Below are 26,320 nucleotides of genomic sequence, written 5' to 3'. Positions count from 1 at the left end.
ATGTTATCAATTGATGAACACTCGCCAAGGCCTACCTCAGAAACTATTTCGCAACGTCAGAGGTTGTTGGGAAACATGAGTGGCCTGTAGACCTTAAGCACCCCTAGAAAACACTGAATCCGTAGGTTTAGCAATTGGCATTCCCGTTAAAAACGTTAAAACCAGAGTGTTCAACGTCAATAACGTCAATTAATTGCGCTGACTGTAAATTTCGGTCAAAAAATGCACTTTGAAGTCTGTCGCATATAATGGTGAGTCAAGTCTTGTAGGTTAGTGGTTACTACTGCTTGGGCGGCTTTTGCTATTGTGCTCTTTCGGGTTTATTGTGGCGTGAGACCTTGGTCACTCGAGTGTTTTGGGGTTATTTCACTACGCTAATTTTAAAGTAACGAATTGTTGTGATTGGGTTCGCAATTACGTTGTCTTTTTTGTTTTTAAATGGATTTTAGCGTTTTTGCCTCCTTTTATGGGCTCAATATCAAATGGATAATGCCTATAAGAGCGGCGTTTTTTACGTGTGATATTGGCAATGAAATGAATTTTTTGAACGAAAAAAAAGCCCGTCAACGGACGGGCTAGATGAATGAGGAACGATAATTAACTGGTCAGTAAGTGCTGCAGTTTGTCTCGTAACTCTTCAATAATAATTCGTTCAGCATTCATTTCGTGGCAATTTTCTAAGATGTATTCCAACGAGCTAAGAACGGTTCGCCAACGTGGCGTCTTAGGCAGCGTTTCGATACGCAGATATTTATCTAACGTACGTGTCTGCAAGGTGCTGCGGTCGAGGTAGACGCGCCATAGGCCACTTTGCTCTGCAAAAGCAAACTTGGTTTGGCCGGAACTATTCTCCCAGTAATTGATGGCTGAAGTCATCGCATCAACTAACACTTCACGCATGATCTCTTGTTTGGATTTATGCTCACCCGTCACTCTATCCGCTAGGCGTGTAAATTCGCCCCCCAGCTCCTTAAGTTCTTGCAGTTTGCCTTTGTCGCCATCGAAAGCGTAGCTAGACAGTGCTTCAATTGCGGTTTCAAGATTATTAATCCTAACAGCATTCGCACCGCCACCATTATCAAAGATATACATCGATTTAAGGCCCGATTCGAGTGGCAATCTTAGGATGTCAGCGTCTAAGTGCTGGCGAGTATCGTCAACATAGATGTCCACTTTCCCGCAATAGTGCTCCTGTTCGATATCAAGGAATTTCGGCCCCAATATTTCATCCGCATTTGAACGCTTCAATTGTTCTGTGTTGCGCTTGAATAGTCGTGCTGCAGCTTCATTAGCAAATCGAATTCGACCGTCATCTCGGATGCAGATAATCGCCTCCGGAGCGGATTCTAGTTGCTCTAATAAGCGACCTTGTGTCTCTAATAAGCTTGCTTCTACAGCGGCGCGCTGTTTGAGTTCCAGTTGTAGACGCTGGTTTTCTGCTTTGCGTTGCTCCGCTTGGCTAGCGGATAGATGCACAAGGATACGTGCGGCAAGTTCTTGTTTATTGAACGGCTTTGATAAGTAGTCATTCGCGCCCGAGTTAAAGCCTCGAATACGGTCGTCAGGCTGATTTAACGCCGTAAGCATAATCACGGGAAGTTGTGAGTGGCTGTAATTTTCACGAATAGTTTCACAGACTTGATAACCACTTAGCCCGGGCATCATGACATCCAGTAACACCAACTCCGGCGTTTCTTGTTCAATTTGTTGTAACGCTTCAAATCCGTCTTTGGCGGTGCGAACGCGATATCCCGCAATTCTTAAAAAGCTATCAAGTACACGCAAATTGACGGGCTCATCATCCACCACTAATAATAATTGCCCCTCTGGATTTTCAGGCAAGCTATTCGTTTGCGCTTCACCTAATTCGTGATTTTCTGGTGCTTTAAAGTGAATACTATCGCAAAGACTGGCTTGCGCGATTTGCTCTTCGGTAGCGATAGGCAATGTGAAGCTGAAAGTCGTGCCGACCATAGGTTGACTACTGACATAGAGAGAACCATTCATTAATTCGATTAATTGACGGCTAATGGAGAGGCCTAGCCCAGCACCCTGGCGGTATCGACTGGCGTCATCGCCCGCTTGAATTAATGGTTCGAAAATATGTTCGATTTGATCGGCAGGGATACCCTGACCTGTATCCACCACTTGTACACGAATTTTGTCATCAACCACATTGGCGGAAATGACAATCTTGCCTTCTCGGGTATATTTGATGGCATTACCCACCAAATTGTAGAGTACTTGCTCAAGGCGCTGTGGATCGGCGGCGACCCAAACCGGTTCCGTCGGAACTTGGTTTATGATGCGGATCTGTTTATTTCCCAACAAATGTGAGGAAAGTTCTAACACTAAGCGTGTTGCCCCAGATAAATCCACCCCTGACGTTTCGATGTCCAAATTGCCGTAGCGCATTTTGTGGTAGTCGAGTAAATCATCCACCAGCGTTGTTAAGCGTTGGCCGCTGCTAATGATGATATCAAGCTGATATTTATGATCGGCAGTGATAGGGCCATTGGCTCCTGAAATTAATGCTTCGGCAATGCCAACCATACCGTGCAATGGTGTTCGAAGTTCATGCGAGGTAGTGGCGAGAAACTCATCTTTCAGTTTATTGGCCAGTAGCAGTTCATCGTTCTTGTTCTGAATGAGCTTAATATTGTCTTCAAGCTCTTCATTTTGCTCACGAATTAAGTGTATTTTTTCTCGAATTGACCGTTGCATACGCTCAAAAGAGACGGCGAGGCGGCCGATTTCATCTTTTCGTTCCGTGTTGATTTCTGCGTTAAGATCGCCTGCAGAGGCTTTTTCTGCTGACCAAGTCAGTTTTAAGAGCGGCGAAGTAATAAAGTTTGAGAGGTAGTGTGACGCGATGACCACCAAAATGATGGCAAAAAGCATCGCGAAAATAAATAAGCTCTCTAATTGACGGACTCGTGCAAACGCTTCCTTTTCAAGAACTTCAACCACCAGTGCCCAATTAAGACCTTTGGTTTCAATGTGGCTAAAGGCTGCAATGATCTCTTCATTTTGCGCGTTCACAAATGTGCCCACGGAGGCTGGGTTGGTAAACGCATGTTCAACTAACGCTAAGTTGTTATCTACGTCCTCTTGTCCGTAAGCCAGGGTACGAGGAGTGTAGTCTTCGCCGACCAACAAGGTTTTAATTGACCAGACATTATTATTGTCGGCAATTAATTTGGTCAAACTGTTGTTGGGTAATCGGAACATGGCATAGCTGTGAAGATAGCCCTGCTGGACGATAGGCGCGCCAATCCAGGCGTAGGACTTGCCGTTATAGGTGTCAAAATCAGAAAAAATAACGGGCGTGTAATCTTCGTTGGTTTTGCGTACCGACGTTACGTTTTGACGCAGCTTTTGAAAGGCAAGGCCTAGGTTGTCGTCTTTGTACTTACCGGTCAAAAGGTTAGTACCGAAGTTCGCATGTTTATAAATAGAGTACGTGACGTTACCGTTGATATCGACCAGCAGAATGTCATCAAAATCTGAACGCTTTAATAATTCCAGATACGCGCGATGATAGCGGGTATGCAATAAGCGATAGCGCTCGGTACCGTTAAAAATATCCGATTGAGGCAATATTGACGTTTTAACTTGATCCCCAGAGCCTTGAATGTAGCGTTTTTGCGCATATTCTTGTGCTTCTTCGGTCGTCAACCCAAGGCTTTGGAACGCATTAACCAAGCCGTAGAATCGACCGCCGCTGGCATACGCTAATTCAGAACGAACAAAGCCCATGACCTCAGATTCGCGAGCATCCAGATAGTCGAGGATTTGTTGGTGCTTGCTATCACGCACCGAGAGCAAATGCGAGGTGCTTTGCTCTTGCAAATCTTGGCTATGAGAATGAAGGAAGAAAAGGGCAATCACCGTTAACGGCGTGATACTGAGTGCTAAAAAGGCCAACATCAATGTATTTTGCAGGCGTTTAAATCTTTGTTTTCTATACAGCTTGAACATGATAAGAGGACGACTTTCCATGAGGACCGAGCGAACATATCTCGGTGTTAAAAACGTTGAATTTCCTGAAATGACAAAATTAACGAGTTTTTTTACTTTGACAAGTAAGTAACATTGAAAGCGTGGTAACAGGCGCAATTTTATTTAAATTGACGTAAAAAAGCCCAGAATCTGAGAGATTCTGGGCTGAAGGTTATTTTTTTGCTGCGTAGATGGTGAATTTACTGGTCTTATTTAGCGTCTCGCAATTTCCAAATGCCAGTTCAATAATTGGCGGATATTTTAAGAAACTATTCGCCACAATGATTAATGATCCAGACGCGGATAATTGCTTTGGCGCTTGCGCGAGCAGTGTTTCCGTTGCGCTGTAGCTGGTATCAAGGCCTGAATGGAAAGGCGGATTACTAATGATGAATTGGTAGTCATCACAACTATCGGAATAAATATCAGAAGCAAAGACTTTACCTTGCAAGCCATTGGCCGCTAAGGTCGCTTTGGATGACTCAACAGCCAGGGCGCTGATGTCACACATTTCAAGCTCAATATCAGGGTTGAGTATCGCCATCACGCTGCCGATAACCCCTGCGCCGCAACCGAAATCAAGCACTTTGCCGTTGAGTGATGGCAAAGTGTCGAGCAACAGTTTGCTGCCAATATCAAACTCACCATGGCTGAATACGCCAGGTAAACTCTTAATGGTCAGCGCGGTACCTTGATAATCGACATGATAACTTTTGAACCAAGCATCCATGTGAAAAGGTGCGGCTTGTTGAGTGCATTGCCCCCAGTAAAATGAGCAGCGACGCGCAGAGTCATATTTCTTTACGACCCCGTAAGATTGGAACATCTTTTCTACGCTCTTAATTCCAGAGCGATTCTCACCCACCACGGCAATTTCAGTGTTTTCGCCGAGCTTCGCCATGAGCATGGCGAGAAGGTATTCCGCTTCCGCTTTGGCTTTTGGCCAGTATAGAAGCAGCATATCGGCATTAGTCTGCTGGTCAAATTCTGCACCAAATACAGCGGTGATGCTGGAATGCGATTTTAACTGACGATAGTAGCCGTAGTTAGTCGTGAATACGGTGACTGACTCACAGTGCTTGGCTAATTCAACGGGAAAGAGATCTTCAGCTTCGCCAGCCACTAATACGTGTTTACCTGCAAAGTAGGCAAGTTGGCGCTCAGCGATTTGGCTTGGGGCAATATAAGCAGACATAGTGCGCTCGACAGAAAAAAAAGAGGGAGGATTCTCTCATAATCCTCCCTCACTTGAAACTGTCCGACTCTAAATTAGGCCGTGGTTATTTGATGGTTACTTTTTGTCTTGTGAATCAAGGAAGTCTGAGAACTCTTCTTCATAAAGATTAAACAGAACCATGGTGACAGCAAAGATGATTGGCCCATAAATTAGGCCCATTAGGCCAAATAGATGCAAACCACCCAACAACGAGAAGAAGATCATCAGGGTATTCATGCCTGCGCTTCCTTGCATCAGAAGTGGTCGCAATAAGTTATCAATTGAACCCACAATGGCAATGCACCAAACGAGTAGGAAAATAGCCCACGTTGAATCGCCGGTTAAGAATAGGTAACTCACGGCAGGAATCCAAATAAGGGCGGTACCAACGACGGGAATAAACGATGCAAAGCCCATAATCGTTCCCCAGAATAGACCAGGGAATCCTGCAATCCACATACCGAGGCCACCCGCAAGGCCTTGAGCGATCGCGGTTAAAAATGAGCCCATCACCGCTGATTTCGCGACGTTCTCAACTTCATTCAGTAATCGGTCTTCTTGGCTACGCGACAACGGCAGGATGTGGCGAATGGCTGAGATGATTTTGTCATGATCGCGCAAGAGGAAGAACAAGACGAATAACATCAAGAAGAAGGACATCAAAAAGTTGGTCGCATCACCAAGGATTTTCGCGCTGATACCGACAATGTTACTGCCAAATGTGGTGGCAAACTCTGCCACTTTTTGCGCAATTTCTTGAGGGTTAATCGTGTCAAAAGGTAAGTAGGTATTAACTAACTTTAAGCCTTTTACGACCAAAGGGTGGGCGAATATTTCTTGGATGCCACCATGGGTTACCCAATAGTAAACGTTTTGCGAGAATAGGGTGCCTTGTTGCACGATAGCCGCAAATACAAATAATAACGGGATAACAATAATAAAAGTTAAAACAATACAGGAAAGTAGTGAGACAAGGTTCTTGTGATTCGGCAGTTTACCTTCGATCCAACCATGGATAGGGAACATCAATAGCGAAATGATGAACGCCATAACAATCGAGTTGATATACGGTTCTAGCAGTAAAAAACAGGCAAAGCCGGAGGCAAGAAGCGCGGCAACTAGTACCCAGTGGCCAGAGGTAATGTTAACTTTATTTGACACAAGCGGTCCCAATGTTAATAAGTATTCAATTATAATGACGTGAAAATAGTCACTTAGCAATAAATGAGATAGTTATGGGTTGTTGTAATAATGAAAAAGGTGGTTGTGCAGAAAAACGACGACGTTCGATACCCTGGTTTTCAATTCTGTGCGTGATCCTTGGGCTTTTAGTTCTGTTCCATTGGCAATGATGCTGAGCCACGATCTTGGCACGTTGAAGGCAGCATCTAACCGAAAATGGAAAGAAAAAGGCGCACTTGATTAGTCAGTGCGCCTTTTTGAGTCAAACGGAGGTTAACGAAAAATTATTCGCCTTGAGCAAGGATGGCAAAACAGCGATCTGCCGCTTCAAGTGTCGCGTCAATTTCTTTGCTGCCGTGAGCAAGCGAAGTGAAGCTCGCTTCAAATGCAGAAGGAGCAAGGTAAACACCGTGCTTAAGCATTAAGTGGAAGAAACGCTTAAAGCGTTCAACATCACATCGGTTTACATCGGCAAAACAGGTCACGCTCTCTTGATCCGTAAAGAAGAAACCAAACATACCGCCAACTTGGTTTACCACCAATGGGATGTTATGGCTGTCTGCTAAACGTTTAAAACCGTCTGCTAATTGCTTCGTGACAGAAGCAAGACGCGCTTCATTGCCTTCCGCGCGTAGTGCATTCAAACAAGCAAAGCCTGCCGCCATCGCGACAGGGTTACCTGATAAGGTGCCTGCTTGGTAAACCGGGCCTGTTGGCGCGATGTATTGCATGACGTCTTTACGGCCACCAAACGCACCAACTGGCATACCACCACCGATGACTTTGCCGAGTGTGGTTAGGTCAGGCTTGATGTTGTAGTGTGCTTGAGCGCCGCCCAGAGCAACACGGAAACCCGTCATCACTTCATCAAAAATCAGTAGTGCGCCTTCTTGGTCACAGATTTCGCGTAGACCTTCGTGGAATCCCGCAACCGGTGGGATACAGTTCATGTTGCCTGCCACTGGCTCAACGATAATACACGCGATTTCACCTTTGTTTGCGGCAAATAGCTCACGTACTGAATCAAGATCGTTAAAGGTTGCTGTTAGCGTGTATTTCGCGAAATCAGCCGGAACACCAGGTGAGCTTGGTTGACCCAGCGTTAATGCGCCAGAACCTGCTTTTACCAGTAGGCTGTCGGCGTGGCCGTGGTAACAGCCTTCAAATTTCATGATTTTATCGCGACCAGTAAAGCCACGAGCAAGGCGGATAGCACTCATGGTCGCTTCTGTACCTGAGCTCACCATACGAATTTGTTCCATTGAAGGGACAAGTTCAGTTACTAGCTCAGCCATGTTGATTTCAAGTTCAGTTGGCGCGCCAAAGCTTAAGCCACGCTGAGCTGCATCGATAACGGCTTGGCGGATCAGTGCGTGGTTATGGCCTAGAATCATTGGACCCCAAGAACCGACATAGTCGATGTATGCTTTGCCGTCCGCGTCAAAAATAAGAGGGCCATCAGCGCGTTCAACGAAGATAGGAGCGCCACCCACACCGTTAAATGCACGCACAGGTGAGTTCACACCACCAGGGATTGTCTTCTGTGCTTTTTGATATAAGTCTGCTGATTTGGTCATTGATATATCCTCTTTTGATTGCTCGGACCAATTAGGCTGGCATTGTACCTGTCAAAAAGAACGCACGAAATGTTTTCCCACACATTGTGGTTAAATTGAGGCCAATTCAGCGTAAATCGGATCAAAGCTCACAGCGAAAAGAAGAGAAATATTCAACGATTATTGGTGAATACTTGAACGCTGCACTCAGGTATTAGATAATCACTAGATTATTAGAAGATAACTGCTGTAAACGAACCTAACAATTAGGTTGTTTTGAAGGGCAGATCATAAGTGAGAGAGGTCGTTGTGAGCGAAGCCAACATTCCCCTAACCTTTTCTGATACAGCCGCTAAGCGTGTGCACGCTTTGATTGCTGAAGAAGAAAATCCAAATTTGAAGCTGCGTGTATACATTACAGGTGGCGGTTGCAGCGGTTTCCAGTACGGCTTTACCTTTGACGAAAGCGTCAATGAAGGCGATACGACGATTGAAAACTGCGGTGTCACCTTAGTGGTTGATCCAATGAGTCTACAATACCTGATTGGTGGTATGGTGGACTATACAGAAGGTCTTGAGGGTTCACGCTTTTTCGTGAATAACCCGAATGCGACCACGACATGTGGTTGTGGTGCATCGTTTAGCGTGTAAGCGAAAATGAAGCCAGTATGTTGAAACCGCCGCGAGGCGGTTTTTCTTTTTCATCTCCCCTCCACAACGCCTTCTCTAGGCAAAATTAAGTCAATAATTCATCATTTTATAAGTAAATGTAGACTGCGATCATGTTTGAACGTTCTATTTTTACCTGCTCAAAAACTAAACTTGTCATTCCAGTTAGCCTTGTTATTCTAACAATCTTGCAACACCTATGGTGTCACTTCTTTTCATACTTCAAACCGTCGGTCAATGTCGTAAGCGCAGTGGAAGGTCGCTTATGTATTACTAAGGATAGTTATGGCCCAATCGTCTATTTTTCGTTTTCTGTCAGTAAGACCTTATATCGTGTCATTGGCTTTGGTTGTGTTATTGGCAACTTGGCTTGCGATGGGGGCGTCGGATGCCCAAGAAGTACCGCCGGAATCGGGACAAGAAACGCTTGTCCCACTGGCCAGAGTGGCTTACCAAACTTTTACGGCGCAGCAAGTGCACAAAAGTATCGATCTGTATGGGCGGACAGCCCCAGATCGTCAGGCGAAGCTCGGTGCTGAAATCGCCGGTAAAATCATTACGTTGCAGGTAAGAAAAGGCGATGTGGTTAAACGTGGTCAAGTGATTGCCCAAATTGATAAAGGTGATTTAGACATTCAACTGCAGCGCGCACAAGCGATGCTCAATGTGCGAGTCAAAGAGTATAAGGCCGCGCAGTCACTGAAAAAGAAAGGCTTACAAGGTGAAGTGGCGTTTGCCAATGCTCAAGCGGCGCAAATCGAAGCCAAAGCGATGGTGAGTAATGCCAAGTTAGCGTTGCGAAATACGGTGGTGACCGCCCCATTTTCGGGCATCGTGGATCATCTCTATATTGAACTGGGAGATTTCGCCGCGGTCGGCGATCCGGTCGCATCCTTGATTGACCTTAGTCAAATCGTGATAGAGGCGGATGTGAGCGAACGCCATATTCAAGATTTAAAACTGAATCAAACCGCGACGGTACGTTTCATTCACGGCCAAGAGACACAAGGAAGAGTGCGCTATATTTCTCGAATCTCTTCTACCTCGACCAATACCTTCCCGATAGAAATCGAAGTTGATAACCCACAGCAACGGATCCCTGCCGGTGTCAGTACCGAAGTTGAATTAAACCTCAAAGATCAATTGGCGGTTAAGGTGACGCCAGCAATGTTGGCGTTGGATAAAGTGGGCAATTTAGGTATCAAAACGCTGATTGAGCAGGACAAAGTACAATTTGTGCCTATCCAATTGGTCAAAGCGGAACAAGATGGCGTGTGGCTGACCGGGTTGGGTGAGCAGGTCAATATCATCACCACCGGACAAGGTTTTGTGCGCGATGGTGACCAGGTGATTGCCGTTGAGGCTTCGGCTCAGCAAGCGCAACAGTAGGAGGCAGTATGTTTAGCTTAATCGATGCGGCCTTGTCGCGTACGCGAACCATGCTGGTGCTATTGGTGTTTATTTTGATTGCCGGTGTGATTACCTATATCACGATCCCGAAAGAATCGAGCCCAGACATTACGATCCCGATCATTTATGTTGCCGTTGGCCACCAAGGTATTTCACCGGTTGATGCCGAGCGGCTACTCGTGCGTCCGATTGAACAACAGCTACGTTCGATTGAGGGAGTCAAAGAGATGACTTCAACCGCATCGGAAGGCCATGCCTCAGTGATGTTGGAGTTTTCGGTTGGGATGGATCTCAATAAAGCGATGGCGGATGTGCGTGAAGCGGTCGATCTTGCCAAGCCAAAATTGCCTGAAGATAGTGATGAGCCAACGGTTAATGAGGTAACACTGGCATCCGAAGAACCGGTTTTATCGTTAGTGTTGTATGGCACGGTGCCGGAACGCACGATTGTACAAATTGCCCGCCGCTTACAAGATAAGCTCGAAAGTTATCGCCAAGTGTTGGAAGTCAACATTGCGGGGGATCGTGAAGACATCGTTGAGATTATTGTCGACCCTTTATTGATGGAGAGCTATGGCCTTGATCAAGCGGATATTTACAATTTAATCGCACTGAACAATCGCGTGGTCGCAGCCGGGTTTGTTGATACCGGGTATGGTCGTTTTTCGGTAAAAGTACCTTCCGTATTTGATTCGCTCAAAGATGTGCTTGAGTTGCCGATTAAGGTCGATGGCAAACAAGTGATTACTTTTGCGGATGTCGCGACGGTGCGCCGCGCCTTCCGTGATCCAGAAAGCTACGCTCGCCTTGATGGAGAGTCGGCGGTGGTGCTCGATGTGAGTAAGCGTGCTGGTGAGAACATTATCGAAACGGTGGCGCTGGTAAAAGCGGTGCTGGTAGAAGCACAAAAGCTGCCAGAATGGCCGAATAACTTGTTGGTTAAGTACACTTGGGATCAATCAGACGATGTGAAGATGATGCTTAACGACCTGCAAAATAACATATTGTCGGCGATTATCTTGGTGGTGATCGTCATCATTGCCATCTTAGGTATGCGCACCGCGATGTTAGTTGGCATCTCGATTCCCGGTTCATTTTTGGCGGGGTTGTTAGCGCTGTCGGTGTTTGGCATTACCATCAATATTATTGTTTTGTTCGCCTTTATTATGGCCGTAGGCATGCTGGTGGACGGTGCCATTGTGGTGACGGAATTTGCCGATCGACGCATGCAAGAAGGCGTGCCGAGAAAGCAAGCTTATCGCGATGCCGCTAAACGGATGGCGTGGCCGATTACCGCTTCTACCGCGACGACTTTAGCCGCTTTTGCCCCTTTGCTATTTTGGCCTGATGTTACGGGCGAGTTTATGAAGTATTTGCCCTTAACCTTGATTGCCACTCTCTCCGCCTCATTGGTAATGGCGATGTTGTTTGTTCCGGTTCTGGGGGGCTTATTCGGTAAACCACAAAATGTGACCTCTGAAAGTCGTCAGCGTATGGTGGCTTTACATGATGGCGACTTTTCGCAAGCGACCGGTATTACCAAGCTTTATTACCATACGCTTAACGTCGCCATTAACCATCCGATTAAAATTTTATTATTGGCGATCGCCTTAGCGCTTGGTGTGGGCACGGCGTACAACAAAGCCGGTTTAGGCGCCGAATTTTTCCCTGAGGTTGATCCTCCGTTCTTTACGGTCAAAGTGCGCTCCTATGGTGATCTTTCGATCAATGAAAAAGATGACATCATGCGCGACATCGAACAAATGATGATGGGGCACGATGAGTTTGAAAGCGTGTACACCCGTACTGGCGGCGATGATGAGATTGGTCAAATTCAGATCACGCCTGTGGATTGGCAGTATCGCCGCAAAGTAAAAGACATCATTGACGATCTAAAACAGCAAACCGACCAATATGCTGGCGTTGAAATTGAATATAAGTTCCCAGACGCAGGGCCGCCGGTTGAGCATGACCTTGTGATCGAAATGTCATCACTTAATCTTGATGAGTTGGATGCGGGGGCGAAGCAGGTGCGTGAATGGGCCGACGGTTATGGGGCATTAACCAATATCAGCGACAACTCGAGTAAAGAGGGTATTGATTGGCAAATCGATATTCGTCGTGATGATGCTTCTCGCTTTGCTGCTGATGCGACCTTAGTCGGTAATACGGTGCAGTTTGTCACTAATGGCTTAAGGATAGGGGATTACTTACCCGATGATTCAAATGAAGAGGTTGATATCATTGTTCGTTATCCAGAAGAGAAGCGAGATATTGGTAAGTTTGATCAACTGAGAGTCAAAACCGCGCTTGGCATGGTTCCGATCACGAACTTTGCGAGTATTGTGTCTGATCACAAACAAGATACGATTCACCGTGTTGATGGCCAACGCATTATCAGTATCAAAGCGGACATCAAAGAGGGCTATAACCTGGCACTTGAGCTACCTAAAATTGAGCAAGCGCTCAGTGAGATATCACTACCTAATGGCGTTGAGTTTAAGTTGCGTGGGCAAAATGAAGAGCAACAAAACTCGTCGGCATTTTTGCAGAATGCTTTCCTTGTCGCCTTGGTGGTGATGGCGTTGATTTTGATTACTCAGTTCAATAGTTTCTATCAAGCCTTTTTGATTTTGAGTGCGGTATTGTTCTCAACAGTGGGGGTTTTTGCTGGTTTGCTGATTTTCCAACGCCCGTTTGGTGTGGTGATGTCGGGCATTGGTGTTATCGCTCTTGCGGGGATCGTGGTAAATAACAACATCGTCTTGATTGATACGTTTAACCAATTACGTCGCCGTGGCCTGGATAAACGTGAAGCCATTTTACGCACTGGCGTACAGCGTTTGCGCCCGGTCCTATTGACGACGGTCACAACTATCCTTGGCTTGTTGCCGATGGTGTTGGAGATGAATATCGACTTAATTAATCAGAAGGTGGAGTTTGGAGCACCAAGTACACAGTGGTGGTCACAACTTGCCACCGCCGTTTCTGGTGGCCTCGCCTTTGCAACGGTATTGACGTTGGTTTTGACGCCTTGTTTATTGATGTTGGGACGAAAAGAGGTTGAGCAAGAAGAAGTAACGAAAGCTCCGCTTGTGGCTGAGAAATCAGGAGTAGAGCCTGGAGCGCAAGGTAAGATGGAATCGATGGGATAATTTCGAGCCTCAGATCCGATTCGGTCATTATTCGCTTGAGAGTGACAAAATAAAATTAATAAAAAAGCGCAGAACGTTCACCCTGCGCTTTTTCCATTTAACGGTTCATTCTAATCATTCGAACTAACGCAAATATTTGACCACTTACGTCTCTAGGTTGGTATGAATTATTTATGATTGACGAGCAATTCTCGATAACGTTCAAGGTTCTTCAATCTATTTTCTGCGTTAGCCATAAAGGTTTGTTTGGCTTTACCCGTCAATGATTTTGATTGCGGCAGTTTTACCGTGCGCGCGTTTCTATGCACGCCATTGACCAAAAACTCATAGTGTAGATGCGGGCCCGTTACGCGTCCTGTGCCACCCAGCGTACCAATGGTTTGTCCTTGTTTCACGCGTTGGCCCGTTTTGACCATACGACGTGTTAAGTGCAGATATTTGGTCACGTAAATATTGCTGTGTTTAATAAATACGTAATTACCGTTAAATTGGTTGTAGCTTGATTTTAATACCACCCCATCACCAGCGGCCCAAATAGGCGTGCCAACCGGCGCGGCATAATCGGTGCCTCGGTGAGCGCGTACTTTCCCCGTCACAGGGTGGCGACGAGTTGGGTTAAAGTTGGAGGTTACGCGACGAAAATCAAGTGGTGAGCGTAGGAAGGCTTTCTTCATAGCGCGTCCCTCTTCATCGTAGTAATTGCCCGTCTTGTCATCCAAAATTGCTTTTAACGTATCACCTTGGTTTGTGAAAACGGCCGCGATGATTTGTCCACGTTCAACGACTTCGCCCTCAACAATTTTTTCTTGATAAAGAATTTTAAAGCTATCGCCAGAACGAATATCTAATGCGAAGTCGATATCCCAACCAAAAATGCCAGCTAATTCCATAATCTGATTGGCGGTTAGTCCTGCGGTAATGGCCGCATTCCAGAAGTTCGAACTAATCGAAGCTTCGGCGTAGTTGTACTGATAGTTCACTTCCTTGGTATCAACACTGCTTTTGAAGCTGTCGCCTGATTTTGTTATTTGGTAGGTTTCGTAAGCGCTCAGTGGGCGTTGAATTTGGATCAGTTCGTCATCGGCGTCGAATCCAAATTTCAGGATGTCGCCAGGACGTAACTTCGTCAGTTGCTGTTCAATCTCTTTACTGGAAGTGGTGAGTTGATAGAGCAAGCGTGAAGACAGGCCTGCACGTTGAAAGAGAATGGCTGCACTTTCACCTGGGGCAACTTTGTGTTGTTCCCAGCGTAATTGAGACAGCGGTTGGGCCATCGGTGTGACGACTAGGTTCGCGGGGTTAATTTCGAGTGGGTAATTCTTGCCCACCTCATAGAGGCCTTCTTCATCACGTAAAGACTGGGGTTCTGGCAGCGCCAAAGCAACGCCAATTAAAACGATAAAAAGGGGAATTAAAGCCCGATGAAGTATTGGGAGTCGAGCGAAAAGCGACAACATTGCATGTCCGTATTATATTTTCGACAAAAAAAGCTAGCTTGCTAGTTTAACTGGTTTCAAAAAGCATCGCTATTCAAGTAAGATGTAAAATTACCAAATTTTTGCCAAATCTGTGGGAGTGAACAAGAATGGCGAGTATTGAAGCAGCACTGGCCGAGATTAAGCGCGGTGTCGAGGAACTGATTCCTGAAGAAGAACTGATTGCTAAGCTGAAAGAGGGACGCCCTCTTCGCATCAAATTAGGTGCCGATCCAACAGCACCAGATATCCATCTGGGTCATACAGTTATCTTTAACAAACTGCGCGCGTTCCAAGAGCTTGGACACGAAGTAACTTTCTTGATTGGTGATTTTACGGCAATGGTCGGTGATCCATCAGGTAAGAATACAACACGCCCACCTCTAAGCCGTGAACAAGTGCTTGCGAATGCGGAAACGTACAAAGAGCAAGTATTTAAAATTTTAGATCCGGCGAAGACGACGATTTCATTCAACTCTGAGTGGCTATCTGAATTAGGCGCGGAAGGTATGATCCGTCTAGCATCTAACCAAACGGTTGCACGTATGCTAGAGCGTGATGATTTTAAAAAGCGTTACGCGGGCGGTCAGCCTATTGCAATTCATGAGTTTATGTATCCGCTGCTTCAAGGTTATGACTCAGTTGCAATGCAAACCGACGTAGAGCTAGGTGGTACCGATCAGAAGTTTAACCTGCTGATGGGTCGTGAGCTGCAAAAAGCGCACGGTCAAAAACCACAAGCGGTACTGATGATGCCGCTTCTTGTTGGCCTAGATGGCGAGAAGAAGATGTCTAAGTCAGCGCACAACTACATCGGTATTAGTGAAGCGCCAAGCGAAATGTTTGGTAAGATCATGTCGATCTCTGACGATCTAATGTGGAGCTACTACGAGTTGTTGTCATTCCGCCCACTGGCTGAAATTGCACAGTTCAAAGCGGACATTGCAGACGGAAAGAACCCTCGTGATGTTAAGATTCTGCTTGCAAAAGAGATCATTGCTCGTTTCCATTCAGAAGCGGATGCTGACGCCGCTGAGCAAGAGTTCATTAACCGTTTTGCTAAGAACCAAATTCCAGACGAAATGCCTGAATTTGAATTTGATGCAGAAACGCCAGTGGCTAACTTGCTAAAAGAAGCGGGTCTATGTGCTTCTACTTCTGATGCTATGCGTATGGTTAAGCAAGGCGCGGCGAAAATGGACGGTGAAAAAGTGGCAGATGCTAAGCTAACGCTAGCGGCTGGCACCTATGTCTTCCAAGTTGGTAAGCGTAAATTTGCTCGAATCACCATTAAATAATGATGATTCACCCCTGATTGATAAAGCGCCTGTATAGGCGCTTTTTTATTGGCTTAAAAACGGGCTTGAGGCTTTTATCTGCTGGGCATTTTGTTATCATAATCGCGCTACCGTGTGGGTAGTGAATTTGGAGTTTTTAATGAACAATACCGACCATCCCCCCAGTCTTAGGGTGACTAAGAATAAGGGCGATCACTAACCCCCCAATCGGTATTGCCTTATATGCGTCTACCCATCGGGTAGGGCTTCTTTGTTCTCTCTTTTCGTTGCCACTCTTCTAGATTTCAATACAACGTAATCACACGCCATTCAAACCCTATTTTATGGTTCGTTTGCCTTTGCGCATCATTGCTTTTGGCGTTTTATCGACGCATTGTGTGCTGTTGCCCGTTGTATTTGATGGTCGTTACCTTGCCAATCGGGAGATTCGCCATGACGGTAATGAATAACATCTATGTGGAAAATGCGCCGCACTTCTCTGTTGAGGAGATTGGTGCAGCACGGAATGCTTTTTTAAAGTACGAACAAGCACAGCAAGTAAATTTACTTGCTGTCATGCCCATTGATGAAGCGGTGGCTATTTTGCAGCACTGTTCATTGGGGTATGTTCAACAACTCATTCATCAGTTAGAGGGGCAAGGGCACGATAGACTTGCGCGTCATTATGCCAGCCGCCTTGGACTTTATTACTCTGAAGTGATGAGCAGCGACAGTTATCTTGCAACCTCGGTGATGGGTCATGTTCGTCAACGCATTGGCTGGATTATCGCGTTGGCGTTGCTTGGGATCGTGTCTGGTCTGATTATTGCTCAATATGAAGACACCCTGAGTCAGTTAGTTCTACTGGCGATTTATATGCCAGTGATTGCGGCGGCGGGGGGGAATACGGGAACACAAGCCGCGACGTTAGTGATTCGAGCCTTGGCGACCGGAGATCTAAAAAAACGTCAGTGGTTAAAAGTGTTATGGAAAGAGAGTCGAGTTGCCGTGTGCTTAGCTCTCGCGATTTCGCTGGTAATGATTGGGCGTATTCTCTGGTTCAGCCCTGAGGGGAGTGCTGGTGGCTTTGACTTGCAGATTATTGCCCTTGCGATTGCGGTGGCACTCTTTATTCAGGTCACGCTATCGACCACCTTGGGTGGCTTACTGCCCATATTGGCGCGAGCTTGCAAACTGGACCCCGCAGTATTAGTGAGTCCAGTTTTAGCCTCAGTGGTTGATATATCCGGCATGTGGATCTATTTCAGTGTGGTGAATTACTTCCTAGGGCTTGCCTGACTGTATTTGAGCACGTCTTCATAGAACTGCTGTTCAAATTGAGTGATAGGGGCAACGGTCGGTGTATCGTTGTCCTTTTTTGTTGGCAGATAATCCGCCACATACTGCACGAATAAGGTGGTTGCTTGGCCTTGTTTATTTAAGCCAAATCCCGCCATATTATAACTCCCATAAACCGACCCACTTTTGGCAACCAATTGACCTTTGATCGGTTCATTACGCATGCTGCTGCGGTATTTTAAGGTGCCATTTTTCCCTGCGGTCGGCATTAAAGCGATCAATCCTAGCTGTTCGTCATGCTGCCAAATATAACGCAGAAGTGCGGTCATATCGGCGCTGGTAAAGCGGTTGTTGCGCGATAACCCCGAACCATCAACGATTGTATTTCGCTCGATGTTGATCCCCGTTTTTTCTCCGATCACTTGTTTTATCGCTTCCGTACCGGTGTTGTAGCTGCCTGGTAAGTTGAAGTGATGTTGGCCGATGGCTTTAGTCACATTGTCAGCGATAAGATTGTCGGATTTTTGCAGCATGACAGTGAGTAGCTCTGGCAGCTTGGCTGAGTAGTGAGTGGCTATCGGTTTTAGATTGCTTATCTCAGGTGTCCCGACTCTTACATCGCCCACTAACTTGATATTGAGCTGGTTCAAGAGCGCGTGAACGGTTCTTTGGGTGTACAGGGTTGGATTTTGTACTGCAAATTTGAGCGGCAGCGGCTTGCTACGCTCCACTAAGCAGCCTGACAGCTGGTAGTGATTTTCTGGTGTAGTCAGCAGCTCTAAATCGCAATGCGTCTCTTCGTAGCGCTGTTTTGAAATCGTTTTTGCTGTGGTTGAAAGATAAATAGGGAAGTGCTCTGGGGTATAAGCTCGAGTTGAACCATCTTTATTGGCATAAATTGAAGCTTGAACGCAGTTCTCATCTAAAGTGATGGCGGATGAGGGAGCGCTATAACAAACACCGGTAATATCCCAGGGCCAGCCGATCGCACGTTCATACCCATTAAATGCGCTGTTATCGAGCCAGAGGTCACCTTTGATGGTAGTAATGCCTTGTTGGCGCGCCAAGGTTAATAATTGTTTCAGGTCTTGACGGGTTAACGTTGGGTCACCACTAAAACGAATCACCACATCATGTTGGTTCGATTCCAATCGTGTTTTAAATTGAAATTCATCACCCAGCGCGAGTTTTGCCGCGAGTGCAGTCACCACCTTGAGCGTACTGGCGGGCGGAAAAAACTGATCACGGTTTGAGGTGGTTAAAAAGGGTTTCTTACCGTTAAGTGGCTCAATAGCAATAGAAACGCGGCTACCTTGAGGTAAATGTTCAATCGGAGCGTAAGCAAAAGCGAAGCTGGAAGACAAACAAATGATGCTGGTAACAGCCGAACGAAAGAGTGGTGTCATCATATGAACGTAAACGAGTGAGACGAATGGTTCTTTGAGTATATAAAAAAAACGCCTGCAAGTGAGCAGGCGTTTAATGTTTGTGACTAAGAGTCCGTTAATTAGAAATCGTAACGTAGACCTAGTGCAATTTCGTCTTCAGCTTGAGCTGATGTCGCTTTTACGTTTGAGTAGCCAGCAGTACCGAACTTGTCACCTTCACTGATTAGGTTGAAGTTGTATGATACGTAACCGCGGAAGTTAGGTTGGAAGTAGTACGTTGCATCGATCGCAATGTTATCCGCAGACGTTTCATCGTTAGTTTCTGCGTTGTTGTAAGTCGATGTAAATACGGTTTGACCTAAAGTGTACGCCGCTGCAAATTCGTAACCAGTGTAGTCACCATCTTTCTCTTGAACTTGACCATCAGTGAACGTGGTTGCGAAGTACAAGTCATTGATAGCGAAAGAGGCTGCTAGCATGTACTCATTTTGCTCATCAGCACCAGAGTATTGGCTTGCATAACCTGCACCTAATGCTAGGCCGGTATCACCTACCGCGTAGATAGACGATAGTGAGTAACCGTCAGCGTTATTGTCACCGTATGATGCAACATCTTCATCAGGACCTGCAATGTTACCTGCTGCGTTTAGCTCAGTACGGTCAGCAAAACGGTAGCTTGCTTTTACGCCAAGATTGTTGAATTCGCCTTTGTACGAAATCATATTGTCAGCACGGTCTGCAACGTTGATTTTCATTGCTGCTGAGTTACCGTGGTAGGCCATGATATCTGTAAAGTCTGTGATTACACCTAGCGCACCGTCATTTTTACCGTAAGTGACTTCACCAAATGCACCGCCAAGACCTGCGTATGCGTAACGGTTAGTTAGGTCGCTAGTGTCGTCAGCGTCAGTCCCTAGACCATTTTCAGCTGTAGTGAACTCACCTTCGTAGAAACCAACACCGTACAGGCCGTCAGTGATTTGAGCTTTACCTAGAAAGTTTAAACGGATACGAGATTTGTCTTCGGCTTTGCCATCTTTAAGAGATAGACGCGCCTCTGCACGGCCGCCCATATCGATAGAGTTACCATCTTGGTTGTAGAGTTCTGCAGCTTGTGCACCAGTCGCTAGGGCAGCAGTTGATACTGCTAGGGCAATCAGAGTCTTGTTCATCTTATCAGTCCTAAATTTTTGTCCATAAATCGTTGTTATTGAGAAATGAAGCCATCTGTCCATTTAACGTTTAACGTCATCTCTTACTGTGAGCAGCGCTTCAGCGAGTTGAATGAAATCAACGTATTAGCCATGGCTGCATTTCGTGGGATTAGTTTTACCGCCAAAGTTCCTTACACGGTTAGTAAAACGATATAAATTTGGATTGTGAACAGTGTTCTATTTGTCGTGGTTATGGTTCGAACGCTTGAGGTATAAGGTGTGCTGAATAATTTGCCTTCGCTCGAGAAATAGGCGTATTTTTCTTGTTTTTATGTTTTTTTATCTTTCTAAAGGGGAGATATTGCATCTTTTAGGGTAAGAAATGTGACACAAAGTATGAAGGCTTGAGTCCTGAATGGATTTAAGATGATTTAAACAATAAGTTTGTTTACACTAAGCTAAATTGATAAGCGTATTGACTACCTAGCTCTTGTGGGCTGGGTATTTTTTATTTTGTCCAAAGTTTGCTTTGGCCTAGAGGTATATGATGGAAAAAGTCCCAATGACAGCACGTGGCGAACAGCAGCTGCGTCAAGAGCTAGAACGACTATTAAAGCTTCGCCCACTAATTTCGATCGCAATTGCTGAAGCTCGTGAACTGGGCGATCTAAAAGAGAACGCTGAATACCATGCTGCTCGCGAAGAGCAGGGCATTTGCGAAGCGCAAATTCGTGATATCGAATACAAACTGTCAGTGGCACAAGTGATTGACGTTACTCAGATGGAAAATAACGGAAAAATCATTTTTGGTTCAACCGTGACTCTGATTGATTGCGATACCGAAGAAGAAAAAAGATACCAAATTGTGGGTGAAGACGAAGCGAACATTAAGAGCGGCCGCATTTCAGTGAGCTCGCCAATCGCACGTGGTCTAATCGGCAAATTGGAAGGTGATGAAGTTGTGATCTCTACCCCAGGTGGTGAGCGTGATTTCGAAATCGACCGTGTTGAATATATCTAATTGCTTTGTTTTAGATAACAAAAGTTATAGATAGCAAAAAGGTCGCCATGGCGACCTTTTTTATTGCGTATTAATGGAACTTACTTACGTGGAAGTTCGATTTTACGCTCTTGAGTTTGACGGAAAAGAACAAGTGTTTTACCGATAACTTGTACTTTTTCAGCGCCAGATTCACGCACGATAGCGTCAACAATCAGAACTTTTGTCTCACGGTCTTCCGTGGCGATCTTTACTTTGATCAGTTCATGATGATTCAGCGCGATTTCAATTTCCGCTAGAACAGCTTCCGTTAGTCCATTTGCGCCAAGTAGCACAACTGGTTTTAAGCTGTGTGCTAGGCCTTTTAGGTGCTGCTTTTGTTTGGTGCTTAGGTTCATTACGCGGCCAATTTTCTTTAAATAAGGGTTGAAAAAAGCTATTTTAACGCCATCTATTGCAGAAGACTATAATTTATTGAGCAATAGGCTGACCCTATTACAACAATAGCTCCTTTTTGTAGCTTGTTAGGATTAAAATGAGTAAACAGAAACACTCGGCGAGTTCTGGCCGTTGGTTGAAAGAACACTTTGATGATAAGTACGCAAATGAAGCCCGTAAAAAGGGATACCGTTCACGTGCCTATTTCAAGATGGAAGAGATCCAAACAAAAGATAAATTGTTGAAAAATGGGATGACTGTCGTTGATTTAGGCGCAGCTCCCGGTGGATGGTCTCAATATGCTGCTAAGATAGTAGGTGATGAAGGGCAAATTATTGCCTGTGATTTATTACCTATGGATCCTATTGCGGGCGTAAGTTTCCTACAAGGTGACTTCCGTGATGAAGCAGTACTGGAAGCGCTTTTAGACAGAATTCAGCCATCAATGGTGGATGTAGTGATGTCAGACATGGCACCAAACATTGCGGGGAATAGCTCCGTTGACCAACCAAGAGCGATGTATTTAGTTGAACTCGCATTGGATATGTGTCGACAAGTTCTAGCCACAAATGGTAGCTTTGTTGTCAAGGTCTTCCAGGGAGAAGGATTCGATCAATACGTGAAGGAAATACGTGACATGTTCAAGACCGTAAAGATTAGAAAGCCGGACTCTTCACGAGCTCGATCCCGTGAAGTCTTTGTTGTAGCCACTGGTTACAAAGGTTAACTATTTGCTTGTTTAAGCGACGGTTAACACTATAGCTACAGTCTACGAACTGTAGTACCCTACCTTTAATTACAATTAGTTATCGAGAGGCTGACACCTTGAGTGACATGGCAAAAAATTTAATTCTGTGGCTTGTTATCGCTGTAGTGTTGATGTCGGTTTTCCAGAGCTTCGGGCCAAGTGAAAGTAACGGCAAGGCGGTTGATTACACTACGTTTGTACAGGAAGTTGGCCAAGGCCAGATTCAGGAAGCAACTTTTAAAGATGGCGAAATCACTTTCGTTCGTCGTGGCGCAGGTGCGAAAAATGTTACCTACATGCCAGTTTATGATCAGAAGCTTCTTGATGACTTAATTAACCAAAACGTGAAAGTTCAAGGTACACCACCAGAAGAGCAAAGCTTACTGGGTACTATTTTCATCTCTTGGTTCCCAATGATCTTACTAATTGGTGTGTGGATTTTCTTCATGCGTCAAATGCAAGGCGGCGGCGGTAAAGGCGCAATGTCCTTCGGTAAGAGCAAAGCTCGTATGATGAGTGAAGAACAAATCAAAACGACTTTTGCGGATGTTGCGGGCTGTGATGAAGCAAAAGAAGATGTAAAAGAGTTGGTTGACTACCTACGTGATCCGAGTCGCTTCCAGAAATTGGGCGGTAAGATCCCGACAGGTGTGTTGATGGTCGGTCCTCCAGGTACGGGTAAAACCTTACTAGCGAAAGCGATTGCAGGCGAAGCTAAAGTACCATTCTTTACTATTTCAGGCTCTGACTTCGTTGAAATGTTTGTGGGTGTTGGTGCATCTCGTGTGCGTGACATGTTCGAACAAGCGAAAAAAGCGGCACCATGTATCATCTTTATCGATGAAATTGATGCGGTTGGTCGCCAACGTGGCGCAGGTGTTGGTGGTGGTCACGATGAACGTGAACAAACACTAAACCAAATGCTGGTCGAGATGGATGGTTTTGAAGGTAACGAAGGTATCATCGTTATTGCGGCAACGAACCGTCCAGACGTACTTGACCCAGCTCTACTGCGTCCAGGTCGTTTTGACCGTCAGGTTGTGGTTGGTCTACCAGATGTCCGTGGTCGTGAGCAGATTCTTAAAGTTCACATGCGTAAAGTGCCACTATCGGATGATGTTAACCCATCGCTGATCGCTCGTGGTACACCGGGTTTCTCTGGTGCTGATTTAGCAAACCTAGTAAACGAAGCGGCACTATTTGCTGCGCGTGGAAACAAACGCAATGTTTCTATGGTTGAGTTTGAATTAGCGAAAGATAAAATCATGATGGGTGCAGAACGTCGCTCAATGGTGCTGTCAGAAGAAACCAAAGAATCTACAGCATACCATGAAGCGGGCCATGCGATTGTTGGTCGCCTGGTACCTGAACATGATCCAGTGTACAAAGTGTCTATCATTCCACGTGGTCGTGCGCTGGGTGTGACGATGTACCTACCTGAGCAAGATCGTGTCAGCATGACTCGTCTGCACCTTGAATCAATGATTTCAAGTTTGTACGGTGGTCGTCTAGCTGAAGAGATTATCTACGGCGTTGAAAATGTATCAACGGGTGCGTCTAACGACATCGAACGTGCAACCGATATTGCGCGCAAGATGGTAACGCAATGGGGCTTCTCAGAAAAACTTGGTCCACTTTTGTACGCAGAAGATGAAGGCGAAGTATTCTTGGGCCGCAGTGTGACTCAGACCAAACATATTTCAAGCGATACCGCGAAACTGATTGATGATGAAGTTCGTGTGATTATCGACCGCAACTATGCTCGTGCTCGTGAAATCCTAGAACAAAATATGGATATCATGCACGCGATGAAAGATGCGCTTGTTAAATATGAAACGATTGATGCGGGTCAAATTGATGACCTAATGGAACGCAAATCGGATATTCGCGAACCAGCAGGTTGGGGAGATTCTCCGTCGAATAAGTCGGATGATAATAAACCTCAAGCCAAGCCAGAAGCTGAAGAGAAAGCGCCTGAGTCAGTTAAGACTGATGAACAAGCGGCTTCTCAAGAAAGCACATCAAGCGAAGCGGTAGAGAAAAAAGACGCCGAATAATTGAGTATTTAAAAATAAACCCCGAGGAAACTCGGGGTTTTTGTATATATGATGAAAATAACAGCCAACAATAAAGTTCTCGACCTTTCTCTGCCACACGTCATGGCGATTCTCAATGTGACTCCGGATTCATTCTCTGATGGTGGTCAATTCAATTCACTTGATAATGCATTAAGCCAAGCGGAAAAAATGATCTCAGCTGGGGTGTCCATTATTGATATCGGCGGAGAGTCCACACGACCGGGTGCTCCCGATGTGACACTTGAAGAAGAGCTTGCTCGTGTCATACCTGTGATCAAAGCCATTCGCGCCAAGCACGACGTTTGGATATCGATTGATACCAGCAAAGCGGAAGTCATGCGCCAAGCTGTTGAGGCGGGCGTCGATATCATCAATGATGTTCGTGCCTTGCAAGAACCGGGTGCGCTGAATGTGGCCGCACAAGCAGGATTGCCGATCTGTTTAATGCATATGCAAGGTCAACCGCGCAGCATGCAAGCCAATCCGAGTTATGATGATCTTATCAATGACGTAGGGGCGTTTTTACAAGAACGCATTCGAGCGTGTGAAGCGGCAGGAATTGACCGACAGCAGTTGATTCTTGATCCAGGCTTTGGATTTGGAAAAACATTGGAACACAATTATCAAATGCTGGCACACTTAGAGAGCTTCCATCAATTTAACCTGCCGTTATTAGCGGGAATGTCACGCAAATCAATGTTGTTTAAATTGTTGGATAAAACACCCGCAGAGTGTGTTGCAGCCAGCGTGAGTTGCGCTACTATTGCCGCAATGAAAGGTGCGCAGATCCTACGTGTGCATGATTTTGAACAAACGCTTGATGCAATTAAAGTAGTGACCGCTACTTTAAATAACAATTAAATTCAATAATAACAAAGGAAACCTCATGTCTGATAAACGACGTTATTTTGGTACCGATGGTGTTCGTGGCAAGGTTGGTCAATATCCTATTACTCCTGACTTTGTCCTTAAACTAGGCTGGGCGGCAGGCCGAGTTCTGGCTAAGCAAGGCACAAAAAAAGTCATCATTGGTAAAGATACGCGTATTTCTGGCTATATGTTGGAGTCAGCGCTAGAAGCTGGTCTTGCGGCTGCGGGCTTACAAGCCACGTTTACTGGCCCAATGCCAACGCCGGCGGTTGCTTATCTGACGCAAACCTTCCGCGCGGAAGCGGGGATCGTGATTTCAGCGTCCCACAACCCATACTACGACAATGGCATTAAATTCTTCTCGTCTGAAGGTATGAAACTACCGGATGATGTCGAGCTAGCCATTGAAGCCGAATTAGACAAAGACATTGAATGTGTTGAGTCTGCAATGCTAGGTAAAGCGATGCGCTTGAATGACGCGGCGGGTCGTTATATCGAATTTTGTAAGAGCACTTTCCCGACAGAGCTAAGTCTTGCGGGTTTAAAAATCGTTGTCGATTGTGCAAACGGCGCCACTTACCACATCGCTCCGGCAGTATTTTCTGAGCTGGGTGCTGACGTCATTGCAATGGGCGTTGAGCCGAACGGTATTAACATCAATGCTGAAGTTGGAGCGACAGACGTACGTGCGTTGCAAAAACGTGTTGTTGAAGAAGGTGCTGCTCTAGGTCTTGCTTTTGATGGCGACGGCGACCGCATCATCATGGTGGATCACTTAGGCAATAAAGTCGACGGTGACCAAATTGCTTACATCATTGCACGTGACGCACTACGTCGTGGCGAGCTTAAAGGTGGTGTGGTTGGAACGCTAATGACCAACTTAGGCATGGAAAATGGCCTGAAACAGCTTGGTATCCCATTTGTTCGCGCGGCGGTTGGCGACCGTTATGTTATGGAACGCTTGCAAGAAAAAGGTTGGAAAATTGGCGCTGAAAACTCAGGCCATGTGATCTTACTTGATAAAGTAACCACGGGTGACGCAATTGTTGCGGCTCTACAAGTGTTGGCATCAGTGATTGGCAGCGAAATGACCTTGAATGAATTGTCTCAAGGTATGACGTTGTACCCACAAGTGCTAGAAAACATTCGTTTTAGTGGAACAAGCAACCCACTTGAAGCTGATGCAGTGAAAGCGTCGGTTGTAGAAGTTGAAGCGGTGCTGGGCGAGAAAGGTCGTGTACTGTTACGCAAGTCAGGCACTGAGCCATTGATTCGTGTAATGGTTGAAGGTGAAGATGCCGATCTTGTCCAAAGTTCCGCATTGAAAATTGCAGAAGCAGTGAAAGCGAGTTTTTGATCGTTTTTCTCTCAATGGTCAGGGGCGTATCGCCCCTTTTTTTCGC

General features: G+C 45.8%; 18 protein-coding genes. 10 read left to right on the top strand and 8 right to left on the bottom strand.

Translation table 11 applies throughout. The annotated features are described in order from the left end of the window. Nucleotides 1–597: 597 nt before the first annotated feature. The 4 genes from OJ16_RS11500 to hemL all read right to left on the bottom strand — a co-directional run bounded on the left by OJ16_RS11500 (nt 598) and on the right by hemL (nt 7,977). The gene (locus OJ16_RS11500; RefSeq protein WP_040990788.1) at nt 598–3,981 is read right to left on the bottom strand and encodes a response regulator; all 3,384 of its coding nucleotides are present in this window, start codon (nt 3,979–3,981) and stop codon (nt 598–600) included. A 193-nt stretch (nt 3,982–4,174) separates the two neighbouring features. Next, nucleotides 4,175–5,197: a 16S rRNA (guanine(1207)-N(2))-methyltransferase RsmC gene (gene rsmC / locus OJ16_RS11495; protein ID WP_040990785.1), complete on the bottom strand. Its 1,023-nt coding sequence runs from the start codon at nt 5,195–5,197 to the stop codon at nt 4,175–4,177. Between the two features lie 96 nt (nt 5,198–5,293). Beyond that, nucleotides 5,294–6,379, bottom strand: a complete 1,086-nt coding sequence (locus OJ16_RS11490; protein WP_040990783.1) for an AI-2E family transporter — start codon at nt 6,377–6,379, stop codon at nt 5,294–5,296. Nucleotides 6,380–6,684: 305 nt separating this feature from the next. Beyond that, a complete protein-coding gene (gene hemL / locus OJ16_RS11485) occupies nt 6,685–7,977 on the bottom strand; it encodes a glutamate-1-semialdehyde 2,1-aminomutase (RefSeq protein WP_040990781.1) in 1,293 nt (430 codons plus the stop codon). Between the two features lie 288 nt (nt 7,978–8,265). Here hemL and erpA point away from each other — a divergent pair, with 288 nt between their 5' ends. The 3 genes from erpA to OJ16_RS11470 all read left to right on the top strand — a co-directional run bounded on the left by erpA (nt 8,266) and on the right by OJ16_RS11470 (nt 13,190). Next, on the top strand, nt 8,266–8,607 hold the full coding sequence (gene erpA / locus OJ16_RS11480) for an iron-sulfur cluster insertion protein ErpA (RefSeq protein ID WP_005593244.1): 342 nt from the start codon (nt 8,266–8,268) through the stop codon (nt 8,605–8,607). A 303-nt stretch (nt 8,608–8,910) separates the two neighbouring features. Continuing rightward, a complete protein-coding gene (locus OJ16_RS11475; protein ID WP_040990779.1) occupies nt 8,911–10,014 on the top strand; it encodes an efflux RND transporter periplasmic adaptor subunit in 1,104 nt (367 codons plus the stop codon). Between the two features lie 8 nt (nt 10,015–10,022). Next, nucleotides 10,023–13,190: an efflux RND transporter permease subunit gene (locus tag OJ16_RS11470; protein WP_040990778.1), complete on the top strand. Its 3,168-nt coding sequence runs from the start codon at nt 10,023–10,025 to the stop codon at nt 13,188–13,190. A 167-nt stretch (nt 13,191–13,357) separates the two neighbouring features. On the opposite strand, the gene OJ16_RS11465 is transcribed toward OJ16_RS11470, so the two are convergent. Then, the gene (locus OJ16_RS11465; RefSeq protein ID WP_040990776.1) at nt 13,358–14,647 is read right to left on the bottom strand and encodes a peptidoglycan DD-metalloendopeptidase family protein; all 1,290 of its coding nucleotides are present in this window, start codon (nt 14,645–14,647) and stop codon (nt 13,358–13,360) included. 128 nt (nt 14,648–14,775) lie between these two features. Between OJ16_RS11465 and tyrS the strand changes: the two genes are divergently transcribed. After that, the gene (gene tyrS, locus OJ16_RS11460; protein ID WP_040990774.1) at nt 14,776–15,963 is read left to right on the top strand and encodes a tyrosine--tRNA ligase; all 1,188 of its coding nucleotides are present in this window, start codon (nt 14,776–14,778) and stop codon (nt 15,961–15,963) included. Nucleotides 15,964–16,395: 432 nt separating this feature from the next. Further along, entirely contained in the window at nt 16,396–17,241 is an 846-nt protein-coding gene (locus tag OJ16_RS11455) for a magnesium transporter (RefSeq protein WP_040990772.1), read from the top strand. Here the strand turns inward: OJ16_RS11455 and dacB are convergent. Both dacB and OJ16_RS11445 read right to left on the bottom strand, forming a co-directional pair. Next, a complete protein-coding gene (gene dacB, locus OJ16_RS11450; protein WP_408063503.1) occupies nt 17,220–18,650 on the bottom strand; it encodes a serine-type D-Ala-D-Ala carboxypeptidase in 1,431 nt (476 codons plus the stop codon). The genes OJ16_RS11455 and dacB overlap by 22 nt on opposite strands. 98 nt (nt 18,651–18,748) lie before the next feature. Then, on the bottom strand, nt 18,749–19,801 hold the full coding sequence (locus tag OJ16_RS11445; protein ID WP_040990770.1) for a porin: 1,053 nt from the start codon (nt 19,799–19,801) through the stop codon (nt 18,749–18,751). A gap of 529 nt (nt 19,802–20,330) precedes the next feature. Between OJ16_RS11445 and greA the strand changes: the two genes are divergently transcribed. Continuing rightward, a complete protein-coding gene (gene greA, locus OJ16_RS11440) occupies nt 20,331–20,804 on the top strand; it encodes a transcription elongation factor GreA (protein ID WP_040990768.1) in 474 nt (157 codons plus the stop codon). 80 nt (nt 20,805–20,884) lie between these two features. Here greA and yhbY read toward each other — a convergent pair whose 3' ends face one another. Next, nucleotides 20,885–21,181, bottom strand: a complete 297-nt coding sequence (yhbY, locus tag OJ16_RS11435; protein WP_040990766.1) for a ribosome assembly RNA-binding protein YhbY — start codon at nt 21,179–21,181, stop codon at nt 20,885–20,887. A 137-nt stretch (nt 21,182–21,318) separates the two neighbouring features. Between yhbY and rlmE the strand changes: the two genes are divergently transcribed. The 4 genes from rlmE to glmM all read left to right on the top strand — a co-directional run bounded on the left by rlmE (nt 21,319) and on the right by glmM (nt 26,274). Then, nucleotides 21,319–21,948: a 23S rRNA (uridine(2552)-2'-O)-methyltransferase RlmE gene (rlmE, locus tag OJ16_RS11430; RefSeq protein ID WP_040990764.1), complete on the top strand. Its 630-nt coding sequence runs from the start codon at nt 21,319–21,321 to the stop codon at nt 21,946–21,948. Nucleotides 21,949–22,055: 107 nt separating this feature from the next. Beyond that, nucleotides 22,056–24,026 (top strand): ATP-dependent zinc metalloprotease FtsH, encoded by a 1,971-nt coding sequence (gene ftsH / locus OJ16_RS11425; RefSeq protein WP_040990763.1) that lies wholly within the window; start codon nt 22,056–22,058, stop codon nt 24,024–24,026. Between the two features lie 51 nt (nt 24,027–24,077). Beyond that, a complete protein-coding gene (folP, locus tag OJ16_RS11420; protein WP_173425000.1) occupies nt 24,078–24,908 on the top strand; it encodes a dihydropteroate synthase in 831 nt (276 codons plus the stop codon). A gap of 25 nt (nt 24,909–24,933) precedes the next feature. Next, the gene (gene glmM, locus OJ16_RS11415) at nt 24,934–26,274 is read left to right on the top strand and encodes a phosphoglucosamine mutase (protein WP_040990759.1); all 1,341 of its coding nucleotides are present in this window, start codon (nt 24,934–24,936) and stop codon (nt 26,272–26,274) included. Nucleotides 26,275–26,320: the final 46 nt, after the last annotated feature.

Origin of the sequence: Vibrio renipiscarius, from assembly GCF_000827885.1 — a bacterium.
Classification (GTDB): domain Bacteria; phylum Pseudomonadota; class Gammaproteobacteria; order Enterobacterales; family Vibrionaceae; genus Vibrio; species Vibrio renipiscarius.
This window is presented reverse-complemented; position numbering and strand designations above follow the sequence as displayed.

Coding starts and splice junctions, on each gene's coding strand:
- ftsH (WP_040990763.1), top strand. CDS start 22,056: ATGGCAAAAAATTTAATTCTGTGGCTTGTTATCGCTGTAGTGTTGATG.
- dacB (WP_408063503.1), bottom strand. CDS start 18,650: ATGATGACACCACTCTTTCGTTCGGCTGTTACCAGCATCATTTGTTTG.
- yhbY (WP_040990766.1), bottom strand. CDS start 21,181: ATGAACCTAAGCACCAAACAAAAGCAGCACCTAAAAGGCCTAGCACAC.
- OJ16_RS11455 (WP_040990772.1), top strand. CDS start 16,396: ATGACGGTAATGAATAACATCTATGTGGAAAATGCGCCGCACTTCTCT.
- tyrS (WP_040990774.1), top strand. CDS start 14,776: ATGGCGAGTATTGAAGCAGCACTGGCCGAGATTAAGCGCGGTGTCGAG.
- greA (WP_040990768.1), top strand. CDS start 20,331: ATGGAAAAAGTCCCAATGACAGCACGTGGCGAACAGCAGCTGCGTCAA.
- OJ16_RS11470 (WP_040990778.1), top strand. CDS start 10,023: ATGTTTAGCTTAATCGATGCGGCCTTGTCGCGTACGCGAACCATGCTG.
- glmM (WP_040990759.1), top strand. CDS start 24,934: ATGTCTGATAAACGACGTTATTTTGGTACCGATGGTGTTCGTGGCAAG.
- rsmC (WP_040990785.1), bottom strand. CDS start 5,197: ATGTCTGCTTATATTGCCCCAAGCCAAATCGCTGAGCGCCAACTTGCC.
- folP (WP_173425000.1), top strand. CDS start 24,078: ATGAAAATAACAGCCAACAATAAAGTTCTCGACCTTTCTCTGCCACAC.
- OJ16_RS11475 (WP_040990779.1), top strand. CDS start 8,911: ATGGCCCAATCGTCTATTTTTCGTTTTCTGTCAGTAAGACCTTATATC.
- OJ16_RS11500 (WP_040990788.1), bottom strand. CDS start 3,981: ATGTTCAAGCTGTATAGAAAACAAAGATTTAAACGCCTGCAAAATACA.
- rlmE (WP_040990764.1), top strand. CDS start 21,319: ATGAGTAAACAGAAACACTCGGCGAGTTCTGGCCGTTGGTTGAAAGAA.
- OJ16_RS11445 (WP_040990770.1), bottom strand. CDS start 19,801: ATGAACAAGACTCTGATTGCCCTAGCAGTATCAACTGCTGCCCTAGCG.
- hemL (WP_040990781.1), bottom strand. CDS start 7,977: ATGACCAAATCAGCAGACTTATATCAAAAAGCACAGAAGACAATCCCT.
- OJ16_RS11465 (WP_040990776.1), bottom strand. CDS start 14,647: ATGTTGTCGCTTTTCGCTCGACTCCCAATACTTCATCGGGCTTTAATT.